Below are 13,365 nucleotides of genomic sequence, written 5' to 3'. Positions count from 1 at the left end.
GGGGACTGCCGACCTGGTGGGGGGAGTGCCGACCTGGTGGGGGGAGTGCCGACCTGGTGGGGGGAGTGCCGACCTGGTGGGGGGAGTGCCGACCTGGTGGGGGGAGTGCCGACCTGGTGGGGGGAGTGCCGACCTGGTGGGGGGAGTGCCGACCTCTTGAGGGAACTGCCGACCAGGTCAGGGAGCTGCAGTCCCGGGCAGGGGAGTTGCTGTCGAAGCCGGAGGGCGGCCACCCGACTCAGGGGGGTCGCTCGGGGCGGGGAGCTCCGGGGCGCTCTCGCGGTACTGGATCGTGTGGCCCACCGTGACATGGCGGCCCGGGCCGGCGTAGCCCTCCAGGCGTTCCAGCAGCAGGTCGAGGGCCCGCTCCGCGAGCGCCCGGGTGTCCGGTGCGACCGACGTCAAGCTCGGCGCGGTGCTCGCGCCCAGCTCGATCGCGTCCCAGCCGATCACGGCGACGTCGCCCGGGACGTCCAGGCCGCGCCGGCGCAGCGCGCGCAGGGCGCCGATCGCGGCGAGGTCGTCGCGGCACAGGAGGCCGTCCAGCTCCAGGCCGGCGTCCAGGGCGGCACCGAGCGCCTCCTCGGCGTCGAGGGCGACGCCGTCCTGCCGCCGCGCGACGAGCAGGGACGGGTCGGCGGGCAGGCCCGCCTCGGCGAGCGCGGCGCGGTAGCCCTCGAGCCGGAGCGTGGAGGTCCACGAGATCCGGTCGGTCTCGTGGCCGAGGAACCCGATGCGGCGGCGTCCCGAGCGCACCAGGTGCCCGACGGCGTCGCGGGCGGCGGCGACGTTGTCGATCGCCACCTGGTCCGCGCCGTCGGGCTGTGGGTCCTCGCCGAGGAAGACGATGGGCAGCCCGTGCCGCTGGTCGTCCAGGTCCCGGGCGGCCAGGACCTGCGGCTGGAGCACCATCCCGTCCATGATCCCGGCCTCGGGGTCGCGCAGCACGGAGCGCTCGCCGTCCGCCGTCGCGCCCGTCTCCGCGAGCAGCAGCCGGTAGCCGCGCGCCTCGGCGACCCGGGCGAAGACGTGTGCGAGCTCCGCGAAGTACGGCCGCCGCAGGTCCGGGAACGCGAGCCCGAGCATGCTCGACCGGCCCGTCGCGAGGCTGCGGCCGGTGCGGTTGGGGCGGTAACCGAGCTCGTCGATCGCGGCCTGGACGCGCTCGCGCATCCGCGGGCTCACGTGCTGGTAGCCGCGCACCACGTTGGACACGGTCTTCATCGAGACCCCGGCGTGGTCCGCCACGTCCTGCAGGGTCACCCGGTTCATGACGAAAGATTACCTTTGGCGTCCTGGACCACGAGACAGGAGCACGGGACTGGGCGCGGGACGGAGCACGGGAAAGGCCCGCCGCGAGACCTCCGCGGCGGACCTCCGGGCGGTCCGTGTCAGGCGGCACCGGCCCAGGCGGCACCGGCCCAGGCGGCACCGGCCCAGACGGGTCCGGCCCAGACGGGTCCGGCCCAGACAGGTCCGGCCCAGACGGGTCCGGCCCAGACAGGTCCGGGTCAGACAGGTCCGGGTCAGACGGCGACGGCGTCCGCCCGCGCGCCCGTCACCGCCAGGCACGTGATCGCCGCCGCCGCCGACCACGCCTGCGGGCGGCAGGCCGCCGGGTACGGCGTGGGCACGCCGGCGCGGGTCGCGGCGTCGCCGCCGTGCAGCTCCGGGACGCGGTACGCGAAGCCCTCGGCCGCCGCGAGCAGCCCGTCGACGGCTTGTGCTGCCTGGTCGGCGAGGCCCGCGCGATGCATGCCGTGCACCGCGATGGCGGTGTCGTGCGTCCAGACGCTGCCCCCGTGGTACGACAGCGGCCAGTACCCCGCCGCGCCGCTCGACATCGTGCGGATGCCGAACCCCGTCGACATCGTCGGCCCGAGCAGCAGGCCGGCGACGTGCTCCTCCTCGGCCGGGTCGAGGATGCCGGTGCCGAGCAGGTGCCCGATGTTGCTGGTCAGCGTGTCGACCGGACGCTTGTGCCGGTCGAGCGCGACGGCGGGGTACCGGCCCTCCGGCGTCTCGACCCAGTACGACGCCGCGAACCGGGTGCGCAGGTCCGCGGCCCAGGCGCGCAGCCCGGCCGGGGTCAGCGTGCCCGACGGCTCGGTGCCCGACGGCGCGGCCCCGGACTCTTCAGCGGTACCTGCCGCACCGAACGCCTCCAGCAGCTCGGCGCCCGCGAGCGCCGCCTCGTAGGCGTATCCCTGGACCTCGCAGAGCGCGATCGGGCCGTCGGCGAGGCTGCCGTCGCGCCACTGGATGGAGTCGCCGGAGTCCTTCCAGCCCTGGTTGGCCAGCCCGCGTCCGGACCGGTCGATGTAGTCGATGAAACCGTCGTCGTCGCTGTCGCCGTGCTCCAGCAGCCACGTCAGGGCGCCGCGGAGCGTGGGCAGCAGGGCGGCGACCTCGTCGTCGGGCATGCCGGCGCGCCAGGCGTCTGCGAGCAGGCACACCCAGAGCGGCGTCGAGTCGACGCTGCCGTAGTAGAGCGGCGGCAGGACGACGCCCTCGCCGGGGATCTCCAGCGGCGTCGCGCGCAGCTCGTGCAGGATCTTGCCCGGCTCCTGGGCGGTGTCGACGTCGTGGGCGGTGCCCTGCAGCCGCGCCAGGACGCGCAGCGTGGAGGCCGCGATCCGGACGTCGAGCGGGAGCGCGAGCCGGGCGGCCCAGATGGCGTCCCGGCCGAACAGCGTGAAGAACCAGGGCGCGCCGGCGGCGAAGAACTCGTCGTCCGGGTGGCCGGGCAGGGTCAGTCGCAGGGCGTCGAGGTCGTCGAGCGCGGTGTCGAGCCACCGGCCGAGGCGGGGGTCGGCGCCCTCGGGGACGGCGATGTCGCCCGCCGCTTCGCCTGCGCGTCCGGCCGCCGCGCCGCCCGCCGCGACATCGGGCCAGGTGCCGGCCGCGCCCCGGACCACCATCGCGTCGTCGTGCAGGGCAAGCGTCCAGGCCGCCTCCGCCTCGCCGCGGGCCGGGACGTCGAGCGGCCAGACGGCCTCGATCGTGCCGTCCGGCCCGGAGGTCACCGTGGCGCCGTCGGCGGTCAGCGTGAAGGAGGCGCCGCCGGAGCGCGCCGTCGCCGAGCCCGGCGTGACGGTGATCGTGAAGGCATCGCCGTCCGCGCGGCCGTCGGAGCCCGCTGCGTCCCCCGAACCCGCTGCACCCGCCCAGCCCACCGAACCGGCGATCCCCGCCTTGACCTCGTGCAGGGTCGCGAAGTCGGCCCGCAGGCGCAGCCGCAGCGTCACGCGCGTCGGCTCGGTCAGGTGCGACGCGACGGTCCAGGTCTCGGCGAGCGCGCCGTCGGCGACCCGCCGGTCGCGCACGAGGCGCACCTTCGGGTCGGGCGTCGGGTCGTCCGCCCGGCGCAGGAGCCCGCCGAACACGACGTGCGAGGCGCTGTCCGGGGCGACCGAGATGTACTCGACGTCCGACTCGGCGCACTCCAGCACCAGCTCGCGCACGTGCCGCACGTCGCCGTGGTAGACGCCGTCGATCGGCGCGGCTCCCAGGTCGCCGTCCCGGCCGGACCAGACCTGGGTCGGGGCGCGCAGGGCGATGACGGCGTCGCTGAGCAGCGGCTGCAGGGGCGGGGTGGTGGTCGTCGTCATGCTCGTCGTCATGCTCGTCGTCATTCCTTGACGGCTCCTTCGCTGGTGTTCATGATGCGTCGCTGGAACACGAAGAACACGACCGCCACGGGGATGGTCATGATCGCCGCGGCGGCGAGCTTGATGGGGTACTGGCTGCCCTGGCTGAGCTGCCCGCTCGCCAGCGACGCGACGCCCTTGGTGAGAGTCGTCAGCTCCGGGGACTGCGCGGCGACGATGAAGTGGCTCAGCTCGTTCCAGGAGCCCTGGAACGACAGGATCACGATGGTCACCAGCGCGGGCCGGGCCATGGGCAGCACCACGGACCAGAAGATCCGGAACGTGCCGGCCCCGTCGATGCGGGCCTGCTCCTCGACCGACCGCGGCACGGACTCGAAGAAGTTCTTCATGATGAAGACGCCCGCGGCGTCCACGAGCAGCGGCAGCACCATGCCCGCGTACGAGTCGTAGATGCCGAGCTGGTTGATGACCAGGAACTTGGGGATCAGCAGCACGACGGTCGGCACGGCCATGACGGCGACCAGGGCCGCGTAGACCACGCCGCGTCCGCGGAAGTTCAGGCGGGCCAGCGCGTAGCCCGCCAGGGAGTCGAAGAACACGCGCCCCGCGGTCACGAGGACCGTCACGACGGCGGAGTTGGCGAACCAAACCGGGAAGTCGGAGCGCAGGAACAGGCGGCCGTAGGCGGACCAGGTCAGCGGGTCGGGGACCAGCGAGACCGGGTCGGCCGCGGCATCCGCCTCGGTCTTGACCGACGTCGCGAGCTGGACCAGGAACGGGTAGACGTAGACCAGCGCCAGCAGGACCAGCAGCGCGTAGAGGCCGAGCTGCCAGGCGAACGCCTTGCGCGGCATGCGGTGGCGGGTGCGCAGCGGTGGACGGCGCGGGGTGCGGCTCATCGGGCGTCCTCCGTCGTCGAGGCGGTGCTGGACGCCGGGGCGCCGGACGGCGCACGGCGCCGTCGTCGGGTCCGTCGCGGCACGTCGGGACTCTCGCGCAGGACGAAGCGCTGCAGGATGGTCAGCAGCACGATGATGACGAACAGGATGAACGCGATCGCCGCGCCCTGGCCCCACTCCTGGGACAGGAACGCCGACTGGTAGCTGAGGTACGCGGGCGTCAGGGTCGTCTTGCCGGGGCCGCCCTGCGTGCCGGTGTAGATCTGGTCGAACACCTGCCAGCAGCCGATCAGACCCAGGGTCAGCACCGTGAAGAGGGTCGGCTTGAGCTGGGGGAGCGTGATGCGCCAGAACCGCTGCCAGGCGTTCGCGCCGTCGACCATCGCGGCCTCCTCGACCTCGGGGGTGATGTTCTGCAGGCCGGCGATGAACAGCAGCATGAACGTGCCGCTGGTCGTGAAGATCGCCATGACCACGAACGCCGACATGGCCACCGAGGGCCCGGCCAGCCAGTCCCACCAGGTCACGCCGAGAAAGCCGTGCTGGGTGAGCGCGTCGGGCCCGCTCGTGACGCCCAGCGCGCCCAGCAGGTTGTGCAGCACGCCGCTCGGCTCGTTGAACCAGTTGGGCCCGGCGATGCCGACCCGGGCGAGGACCGTGTTGACCACGCCCGACGTCGAGAACAGGAAGAGCCACAGCACCGTGATGGCCACGGAGCTGGTCACGGAGGGGAAGTAGAACGCGGTGCGGAAGATGCCGCGGCCCCGCAGCACCGCGCGGTTGACCAGGACCGCCAGGAACAGTGCCAGGGCGGTCTGCAGGGGCACGACCAGCAGCACGTACCAGGCGTTGTTGCGTAGCGCGACGCCGAAGTCGCGCTCGGCGAGGCCGCCACCTGTGGTGACGGCGGCGTAGTTGTCCAGCCCCACGAAGCCGACGCCGGCCGAGAGCGGGCTGCCGCGCCCGGACCAGTCCGAGAAGCTGACCCAGAGCGCCATCAGGACCGGGACGAGCAGGAACACGCCCAGGATCACGAGCACGGGCAGGGTGAAGAGCCAGCCGGCCACGGCCTCGCCGTGCCGGATCCCACGAGGGGACCCGGCACGGCGAGGCGCGGCGTCACGCGGCGACGCGAGAACGGACATCCGTGCCTACTCGGCGATCGCTTCGAGGTTCGACTGCGCGGTGTCGAGGATCGCCTGCGGGTCACCGGACTCCAGCGACTCGAGCTGCGCGTTCAGGTCGGTGATGACGTCGGTCGCGCCGGCCCAGTTCGGCGGGAACTGCGCGTACGCGGCCCCGTCCAGGAACGCGGTGAGGTCCGGGTTGGCAGCGGTCCAGTCGGCCGCGGCCGACTGAGAAGACGGCATCGGGCCGAACGCCTCCGAGAACGCGAGCTGCTGCTCGGTGCTCGTCAGGTGCTCCACCAGGCTCAGTGCGGCCTCCTGGTTGGGGCTGTCGGCGGCCATGCCCCAGCAGTTGGTGAACTGCAGCGTGCCCTGGCCGGCGGGGCCGGCGGGCAGCTCGGCGACGGTGTACTCGACGTCGGGGAAGTCGTTCGTCAGCGCACCGGTGACCCAGTTGCCCTCGATGACCATGGCGGCCAGCCCCTTGCCGAGGGCCTCGCCGCCCCAGCCGGCGCCGAGGTCGGCCGCGTACGCGAACGTGCCGTCCTTGAGGTGGGACTGCACGTAGGTCAGGCCCTCGACGCTGCCCTCGCTGTCGGCGACCGGCGCGCCGTCGACCACGAGGCCGCCGCCGGCCTGCGCCATGAAGGTGCCCACACGCTGGTACTCCGCGCCGAACGAGAGGCCGACCTGGTCGTCGGTGGTCAGCTTCTCGGCCACGGTGGCCAGCTCGTCCCAGGTGGTGGGGAGGTCGGCGTCGGTCAGGCCGGCGTCCGCCCAGAGCTGGGTGTTGATCACCAGGCCGAGCGTCGAGAAGTCCTTGGGCGCGCAGTAGAACGTGTCGTCGACCGTGAAGTTCTCCACGAGCGACGGGTAGAAGTCGTCCTTGTTCTCCAGCAGGTCGCCGTACGCCTGGAGCGAGCCGTTGTCGGCATAGCCGGCGATCGCCTCGGGCGCCAGGTAGAACAGGTCCGGCGGCGAGCCGGCCGCGAAGCCCTGCGAGAGCTGCTGGGGCAGGTCGCTGGCGACCTGGACCTTCGCCTCGACGCCGGACTCCTCGGACCACGCCGCGACCGCCTCGGTCACCGCGTCGGTCTCGGCGTCGCCGGACGATCCGATGAGGATCGAGAGTGCGTCGTCGGAGCTGGTGAGCTCCTCGGCGGCGCCCGCCGCGGGCTCCTCTGCGGTGTCCTCGAAGCCGGAGCCGCCGCAGGCGGTGAGCGTCAGCGCGCCGGCGACGAGCAGGGCGCCCGCTCCGACGAGCTTCCGCGAGATGGGCCGTGTCATGTCTCTTCTCCCTTGATGAGGCACGTGGTTCGTGACGTGGTGCGGGTTCGTGATGTGGTGCCGGTTCTTGACGAGCTGCAAGTTTGAACGATCAAATTATGCTGTGCAGGAGGTTATGGAGCGCGCGGGTGCGGTGTCAAGGTGGACGACCCCGCGGACCGCGCACCTAGGATGACGTTCCGGACATCACGTTCCGGATCTTCACGGAGGCACGCCGCCTCACGACGGCAGGCGGTCTCACGAACACGCAGGCACCACACGAACGGAAGGGGAGCACGATGACCAAGGCCCCCACCGTGGAGGACGTCGCCCGCGCCGCGGGGGTCTCGCGCCAGACCGTCTCCAACGTGCTGAACACGCCGGACATCGTGCGTGCGCCCACCCGCGAACGCGTGGAGCTGGCGATCGCCGAGCTCGGTTACCGCCCGCACGCCGCCGCCCGGCGCCTGCGCACCCGGCGCAGCTCCACCATCGGCGTGCGGCTCGACCCGTACGCGGGCGGGATCTCCGGCGTGGTGCTCGACCGTTTCGTGCACGCCCTGACCGAGCGCGCCAGCGAGCGCGGCATGCGCATCCTGCTCTACGCCGCGCGCACGCCCGGAGAGGAGATCGAGCGCATCGGCGACCTCGTCGACGGCGGCGAGATCGACGCCGTCGTCCTGACCGGCACGTCCCACGAGGACACGCGCACCATCTGGCTCCAGGAGCGCGGTGTCCCGTTCGTCTCGTTCGGCCGTCCGTGGCGGTCGGACGGCGACGGGGCCGGCGGTGGCGATGGCTCTGGCGTCGGCGCGGGCGGACACTCCTGGGCCGACGTCGACGGCGCCGCCGGCACCTACGCCGCCACCCGGCACCTGCTCGACCAGGCCGGTCCCAAGATCGCGTTCCTCGGCTGGCCCGAGGGTTCCGGCACGGGCGACGACCGCGCCCGCGGGTGGAGCGAGGCGATGGCCGACGCCGGGTCCGCCGGCCCCCGCTGGCACACCGAGGAGAGCGTGGGACTGGCCCGCGAGCTGATCGGGGCGGCGCTCGCGGCCGACCCCACCGTGGACGCCGTCGTCTGCGTCAGCGACTCGCTGGCCATCGGCGCGCACCTGGCGGCCACGGCGCTCGGCCGCCCCGACCTGCCCGTGGTCGGGTTCGACAACACGCCCGCCGCCGAGGCCCTCGGCATCAGCAGCGTGGAGCAGCTCCCGGAGCAGGTCGCGGCCGGGGTGCTGGACCTGCTGATGGGCCCCACGGGCGGCGTCGTCCTCCGGCGCGAACAGCGCGACTCGGCGGGGGAGGCCGCGTACGTCCTGGTCGAACCACGCCTGGTGGTCCGCGGAGCGCCCACCCCCTCACCGAGCCCTCCCCGCCCCGCCCGTCGTTGAGTGCTGGCTATGTGCGCACTTTCGGGCCCGGGACGCGCATATAGCCAGCACTCAACAACGGTGGGTGGGTGGGTGGGTCAGGGGGAGGCCGTGGCCCACGTTGTGCCGTCCGGGGCCGTCAGGCGTACCTCGACGACGTCGCGCACTGGGACGCCGAGCACCCCGCCCGCCGAGCAGGTTCCCGTCGTCACCGCGCACGAGCCGAGGGAGATCTCGCGGGTGTCGGTCCTGTCTCCGCTGCCGGGGACGATGGCACCGTTCGTGCGGCCGGTGCCGGGCGGAGTCCCGGACTCCGAGGCCCGGCGGTCGAACGTCGTGCGGCCCGGCTCCGTCGCGCGGATGCCCCTGCCGTACGGGGACGGGACGACGGCGTCCGGGTCGTCGGTGCCCTCCGCGTCGTTCGCGACGACGGCGGTGACGTCGTAGCTGGCCGCCGGCCCGGCGTCGCGCACCACCACGTAGGCCCAGGAGGGATCTCCCTCGTAGAGGAAGACGGTGCCGACCGAGACGTCCGCTGAGGCATCCGCTGCGCCGTCCGCTGTGTCGTCCGCGACCAGGTCGGCGCCGGTGAGGTAGCGGCCGTGCGCCGTGTCGAGCGTCGCGCGGTACGACGCCGCCAGCTCCCGATCGGGCGCCGTCACGACCCACACGCTCGCGCCGCCCGCCACGAGCAGACCTGCGCCGAGCGCGGCGGCGAGGACGGCGCGCCGGGCGCCGTGCCGCCGGACGGTTGCGGGGACGGATGACGCAGAGCCGTGCGTCGCCCGGCCGGGTGCTGCCGGACCTGCTCCGGCCGGCGGGCTGTCCCAGGCGTCTTGCTCGGTCGGCGCGCCGGGTGCGCGGCTCGTCGGACCGGCGTCGGGCCGTGCCGGGTCGCCCGCGAGCCGGGCCAGCACGCGCCCCTCGAAGTCGGCCGGAGGTTCGCGCTGCGGCACCAGGAGCAGCAGCTCGTCGGCGGCGTCGGCCAGCGACGACAGCTCGTCGCGGCAGCGGTCGCACGTCGCCAGGTGCTCCATGACGGCGGCCCGCGTGGCGCCGTCCGCGACCCCCAGCGCCACCTCGGTGAGGGCATCACGCAGCTCGGCGCAGCGGTCGCTGTTCCTGCCCGAGCCGCTGCTGCCTGCCCCGTTACCGCCTGGCCCGCTCCAGTCCGCCCCGTTCATGGCCGCTCCTCCTCCCGGCTGCTCGCCAGCTCGTCGCGCAGGTGCCGCAGCCCCAGCCGGATCCGCGTCTTGGCCGTCCCCAGCGGCACGCCGGTCTGCCGCGCGACCTCCGCCCCGCTGAGCCCGAAGACCGCCGCGAGCACCACCGCCGTCGCCTGCTCCCGTGGCACGTGGGCCAGCGCGGCGTCGACCGTGGTGCCGGTCGCGACCCGGTCCGCGAGCAGGTCGGGGTCGGCGACGGTCTCGGCCGTGATCCGCTCTGCCATGACCACCGGGTCGACGGGCACGTCGCGCCGTACCCGCAGCACGTCGATCGCGGCGTGCCGGGCGATCGCGAGCAGCCACGTCGTCGCGCGGCCCCGCCGCGGGTCGAACCCGTCGGCGTGCCGCCACGCACGGACGAAGGTCTCCTGCGCCACCTCCTCCGCGACCGCGGGAATGCCGACGACGAAGAGCGCCAGCCCGTACACCCGCGCCTGGTGCCGGCGCACGAAGACGGCCGCCGCGTCCGGGTCGTCCGCGGCCATCCCGGCGAGGAGCGCCTCGTCCGATGCCGTCATGTCCCTTCCTACGTGCCGGGACTCGTGTGTGGATCTCTCGCCGGCTGATCTTCGGCTCACCCTGCTGCGCGTCGGCACCCGAGAGATCCGTCGGGCGCTCCGCCACGTAGGGACAGATGACGGGCGTCGTCGGTGACGCCCGGAACAAGGAGGCAACCATGTCCAGACTACGAGGAGCGTCCAGACCACGAGGGCTGTCCGGACGACGAGGGATGTCGGGGTCGCGCGGGATGAGGCTCGCCGCCGGGGCGGCGTTCAGCGTCCTGCTCCTGGCGGGTTGCGGCACCGGCGGTGGCAGCGGGGGCGGCTACGGCGGGGGTGGCGGCGACCAGGGCAACGACTCGGGCGGCGCGGCCGGCGGCATGACCCTGGAGATCACGTCGCCCAAGGACGGGGCAACGGTCGAGACGCCGTTCACCGTCGACCTGTCCTCCAGCGAGGACCTCGGGCCCACCGAGTCGGGCAAGCACCACGTACACGTGTACTTCGACGGGGACGACCAGGAGTACCTGGTGGTCGAGGGCGACAGCGTGGAGGTCACCGACCTGCCCGAGGGCGAGCACGAGATCGACGCGTCGCTGCGCAACGCCGACCACTCGGCGGCCGGGGTGGAGACCCAGATCAACGTGACCGTGGGCAGCGGTGCTTCGGGCGGCGAGACGGGCGGTGACATGGAGGACGACGGTGACAGCTACTGAGCGCCGTGACTCTTCCGGTGATGCTGCGGGCGATGCTGCCGGGGTCACCGCCGGGGCCGCCGCCGAGCCTGTCGTCGGCACGGTCGAGCGCAACCGCCGTCCGGCACGCTGGTTCCATGCCGGCGTGTACCTGACCGTCATCGTGCTGCTGATCACCGGCTGGTGGCTGCTGCTCGGCAACGAGGGCAGCCCGAGCGTCGTCGCGCAGGTCACGGGCGTGTCCGACGCCGACGTGCACACCGTCACGGGCTGGGTCCTCGCCGGGCTCACCGTGCTGGCCGTCGTCGTCGGCGCGCGGGGCTGGCGCACGTTCTGGCGCGAGACGTTCCGGGTCGAGCACGGCGACGCCGCCTGGTTCCGGACCTGGCCCGCCGCGATCCTCACCGGGCGGTTCGGGCGGCACGAGGGCCGGTTCGACCCCGGGCAGCGCATCGCCAACCTGGTGCTCGTCGCGACGCTGCTCGCCTTGGTCGTGTCCGGCGTGGGGCTCGCGCTCGTCAGCGGGGGACCGGCGTTCGTCTGGTTCGCCGCGGTGCACCGGTGGTCGACGTATGTGGTGACCCCCGTCGTCGTCGGGCACGTGATCATCGCCTCCGGCATCCTGCCCGGCTACCGCGGCGTCTGGCGGGCCATGCACCTGGGCGGCAAGCTCCACGAGCGCGACGCCCAGCGGGTCTGGCCCGGCTGGACCGAACGCACCACGGGCCACGCCCACAACCCCCGCCACCGCCGCTAGCCCCGCCCAACCCAACCCAACCCAACCCGACTCGTTGAGTGCTGGCTATCTGCGCTCCTGGCACACGAAAGAGCGCAAATACCCAGCACTCAACGATCTCGGGGGCGGGAGGGGGTTACTCGACCAGCTTGCCCTCCGTGGAGACCTCCTGGGCTGCGATCAGGGTCGCGATCTCCGCCGGGACCTCGGGGATCTCCTCGCGGACGATCCCCTCCTTCGGGGACCAGACCAGGTTGACCTGCAGCGCCGGGTCGAGGTCCGGGTAGTCGCTGCGGTTGTGGCAGCCGCGGGTCTCGCGGCGCTCGCGGGCGGCCTCCAGCGTGGCGCGCGCCGCGATGAGGGACGCCTTGAGGTCGAAGGCGTGCGCGAGGTCCTGGAACCCGGCGATGTCGGGGTGCACGCCGATCTCCGCGGTGCGCGCCTCGATCTCGTCCAGCTCGCGCAGGCCTGCGGTCAGGCCCTCCTCGTCGCGGACGACGCCCGCGTGCTCGGTCATCGTGTTGCGGATCGCCCGCTGCAGGGCGCGCACGTTCTCGTGCCCGTCGGCGGTGAGCAGGTCGGCCACCTCGGCGCGGGCGTGGGCCTCGGCGTCGTGCGAGCGGCGCTGCGCCTCCAGGCCGGCGGAGTACGCCGCGGCGGCGCGCCCGACGATGCGGCCGAAGACCAGCAGCTCGATCAGCGAGTTGCCGCCCAGGCGGTTTGCCCCGTGCAGGCCGCTGGACGCCTCGCCGATCGCGTACAGGCCGTCGACCTCGGTGCTGTGGTCCTCGGGCCGCACCCACACGCCGCCCATGGAGTAGTGCGCGGTCGGCGCGATCTCGATGGGCTCGGCCGTGATGTCGAGCATCTGCAGCTCGAGCATCGTCTGGTAGACGCGCGGCAGGCGCGTCATGATCGTCTCGCGCGGCAGGTGCGAGACGTCGAGCCAGACGCCACCCTTCTCGGTGCCGCGACCCTCCTTGATCTCGGTGTACGCCGCGAGCGCCACGCGGTCGCGCGTCGAGAGCTCCATGCGCTCGGGGTCGTAGTTCTGCATGAACCGCTCGCCCAGGGCGTTGCGCAGGATGCCGCCCTCGCCGCGCGCGGCCTCTGAGATCAGGGTGCCGGCGGCGTTCTCGGGCTCCAGGATGCCCGACGGGTGGAACTGCACCAGCTCCGGGTCGCGCAGGCGCGCACCGGCCTGGACGGCGAGGCGGAACGAGTCGCCCGTGTTCTCGTCGCGGCGGGACGACGTGCGCCGCCAGATGCGGTTGTGCCCGCCCGCGGCGAGGATCACGGCGTCGGCGTGGATCAGGTAGGGCGTGCCGTCGTTCAGGTCGAACCCGTAGGCGCCGAACACCGCGCCGTCGTGGGTCAGGATCCGGGTGACGTAGACCGAGTCGAGGATCGGGATGTCGAGCTGCGTCGCCCGGTTCACCAGGGACCGTTGGATCTCCAGGCCGGTGTAGTCGCCGGCGAACGCAGTGCGGCGGTAGGTGTGCGCGCCGAAGAACCGCTGGGAGATGCGCCCGTCGTCCTCCCGGGCGAAGGCCATGCCGTACCGCTCGAGGTCGGCGATGCCCTGCGCGGCACCCTGCGCGACGATCTCGGCCGTGTGCGGGTTGGCCAGGAAGTAGCTCTCCTTGATGGTGTCCGCGGCGTGCTGCTGCCAGCTGTCCTCCGCGTCCATGGTGCCGAGGGCGGCGTTGATCCCGCCGGCGGCGAGCGAGGTGTGGGCGTCCATCCTGGGCCGCTTGCCCAGAGCGAGGACGTCTACCCCCTGTTCGGCGAGCTCGATGGCGGCGCGCAGGCCGGAACCGCCCGTACCGATGACGAGCGCTGTCGTGGAGATGCGACGTTCGGTGGTGTTCATACTCCATCTGACAACGCGCGAACGCGGAACGTGACGCCTCGGGATGTGACAAGTCAGAC

The 13,365-nt window shown here is 73.2% G+C and carries 11 protein-coding genes; 3 read left to right on the top strand and 8 right to left on the bottom strand.

The annotated features are described in order from the left end of the window. Positions 1-177: 177 nt before the first annotated feature. The 5 genes from ACH45N_RS21100 to ACH45N_RS21080 all read right to left on the bottom strand — a co-directional run bounded on the left by ACH45N_RS21100 (position 178) and on the right by ACH45N_RS21080 (position 6,924). Positions 178-1,272: a LacI family DNA-binding transcriptional regulator gene (locus ACH45N_RS21100; protein WP_397397431.1), complete on the bottom strand. Its 1,095-nt coding sequence runs from the start codon at positions 1,270-1,272 to the stop codon at positions 178-180. Positions 1,273-1,526: 254 nt separating this feature from the next. Next, positions 1,527-3,623, bottom strand: coding sequence for a glycogen debranching N-terminal domain-containing protein (locus ACH45N_RS21095; protein ID WP_397397429.1), 2,097 nt, complete (start codon positions 3,621-3,623; stop codon positions 1,527-1,529). Between the two features lie 8 nt (positions 3,624-3,631). Further along, positions 3,632-4,510: a carbohydrate ABC transporter permease gene (locus tag ACH45N_RS21090; RefSeq protein ID WP_397397427.1), complete on the bottom strand. Its 879-nt coding sequence runs from the start codon at positions 4,508-4,510 to the stop codon at positions 3,632-3,634. Continuing rightward, positions 4,507-5,655, bottom strand: a complete 1,149-nt coding sequence (locus tag ACH45N_RS21085) for a carbohydrate ABC transporter permease (protein ID WP_397397425.1) — start codon at positions 5,653-5,655, stop codon at positions 4,507-4,509. Before ACH45N_RS21085 ends, ACH45N_RS21090 begins: the two co-directional genes overlap by 4 nt. Positions 5,656-5,661: 6 nt before the next feature. Next, entirely contained in the window at positions 5,662-6,924 is a 1,263-nt protein-coding gene (locus ACH45N_RS21080; RefSeq protein WP_397397423.1) for an extracellular solute-binding protein, read from the bottom strand. A 278-nt stretch (positions 6,925-7,202) separates the two neighbouring features. Here ACH45N_RS21080 and ACH45N_RS21075 point away from each other — a divergent pair, with 278 nt between their 5' ends. Continuing rightward, entirely contained in the window at positions 7,203-8,297 is a 1,095-nt protein-coding gene (locus ACH45N_RS21075; protein WP_397397421.1) for a LacI family DNA-binding transcriptional regulator, read from the top strand. Between the two features lie 77 nt (positions 8,298-8,374). Here the strand turns inward: ACH45N_RS21075 and ACH45N_RS21070 are convergent, their stop codons facing one another. Next, positions 8,375-9,460 (bottom strand): zf-HC2 domain-containing protein, encoded by a 1,086-nt coding sequence (locus tag ACH45N_RS21070; protein ID WP_397397419.1) that lies wholly within the window; start codon positions 9,458-9,460, stop codon positions 8,375-8,377. Then, positions 9,457-10,020, bottom strand: a complete 564-nt coding sequence (locus tag ACH45N_RS21065) for an RNA polymerase sigma factor (protein ID WP_397397417.1) — start codon at positions 10,018-10,020, stop codon at positions 9,457-9,459. The genes ACH45N_RS21070 and ACH45N_RS21065 overlap by 4 nt, the downstream gene beginning before the upstream one ends. A gap of 230 nt (positions 10,021-10,250) precedes the next feature. Between ACH45N_RS21065 and ACH45N_RS21060 the strand changes: the two genes are divergently transcribed. Further along, the gene (locus ACH45N_RS21060) at positions 10,251-10,718 is read left to right on the top strand and encodes a hypothetical protein (protein ID WP_397397415.1); all 468 of its coding nucleotides are present in this window, start codon (positions 10,251-10,253) and stop codon (positions 10,716-10,718) included. Beyond that, a complete protein-coding gene (locus tag ACH45N_RS21055) occupies positions 10,705-11,454 on the top strand; it encodes a cytochrome b/b6 domain-containing protein (protein ID WP_397397413.1) in 750 nt (249 codons plus the stop codon). Before ACH45N_RS21060 ends, ACH45N_RS21055 begins: the two co-directional genes overlap by 14 nt. Positions 11,455-11,569: 115 nt before the next feature. Here ACH45N_RS21055 and ACH45N_RS21050 read toward each other — a convergent pair whose 3' ends face one another. Continuing rightward, positions 11,570-13,306, bottom strand: a complete 1,737-nt coding sequence (locus ACH45N_RS21050; protein ID WP_397397411.1) for an L-aspartate oxidase — start codon at positions 13,304-13,306, stop codon at positions 11,570-11,572. Positions 13,307-13,365: the final 59 nt, after the last annotated feature.

Source organism: Promicromonospora sp. NPDC019610 (genome assembly GCF_044389365.1).
Taxonomy (GTDB): domain Bacteria; phylum Actinomycetota; class Actinomycetes; order Actinomycetales; family Cellulomonadaceae; genus Promicromonospora.
Note: the sequence above shows the minus strand (reverse complement) of the source record. Positions and strands in the feature narration are given on the sequence as shown.

Coding starts and splice junctions, on each gene's coding strand:
- ACH45N_RS21070 (WP_397397419.1), bottom strand. CDS start 9,460: ATGAACGGGGCGGACTGGAGCGGGCCAGGCGGTAACGGGGCAGGCAGC.
- ACH45N_RS21095 (WP_397397429.1), bottom strand. CDS start 3,623: ATGACGACGAGCATGACGACGACCACCACCCCGCCCCTGCAGCCGCTG.
- ACH45N_RS21090 (WP_397397427.1), bottom strand. CDS start 4,510: ATGAGCCGCACCCCGCGCCGTCCACCGCTGCGCACCCGCCACCGCATG.
- ACH45N_RS21050 (WP_397397411.1), bottom strand. CDS start 13,306: ATGAACACCACCGAACGTCGCATCTCCACGACAGCGCTCGTCATCGGT.
- ACH45N_RS21075 (WP_397397421.1), top strand. CDS start 7,203: ATGACCAAGGCCCCCACCGTGGAGGACGTCGCCCGCGCCGCGGGGGTC.
- ACH45N_RS21065 (WP_397397417.1), bottom strand. CDS start 10,020: ATGACGGCATCGGACGAGGCGCTCCTCGCCGGGATGGCCGCGGACGAC.
- ACH45N_RS21085 (WP_397397425.1), bottom strand. CDS start 5,655: ATGTCCGTTCTCGCGTCGCCGCGTGACGCCGCGCCTCGCCGTGCCGGG.
- ACH45N_RS21100 (WP_397397431.1), bottom strand. CDS start 1,272: ATGAACCGGGTGACCCTGCAGGACGTGGCGGACCACGCCGGGGTCTCG.
- ACH45N_RS21080 (WP_397397423.1), bottom strand. CDS start 6,924: ATGACACGGCCCATCTCGCGGAAGCTCGTCGGAGCGGGCGCCCTGCTC.
- ACH45N_RS21060 (WP_397397415.1), top strand. CDS start 10,251: ATGAGGCTCGCCGCCGGGGCGGCGTTCAGCGTCCTGCTCCTGGCGGGT.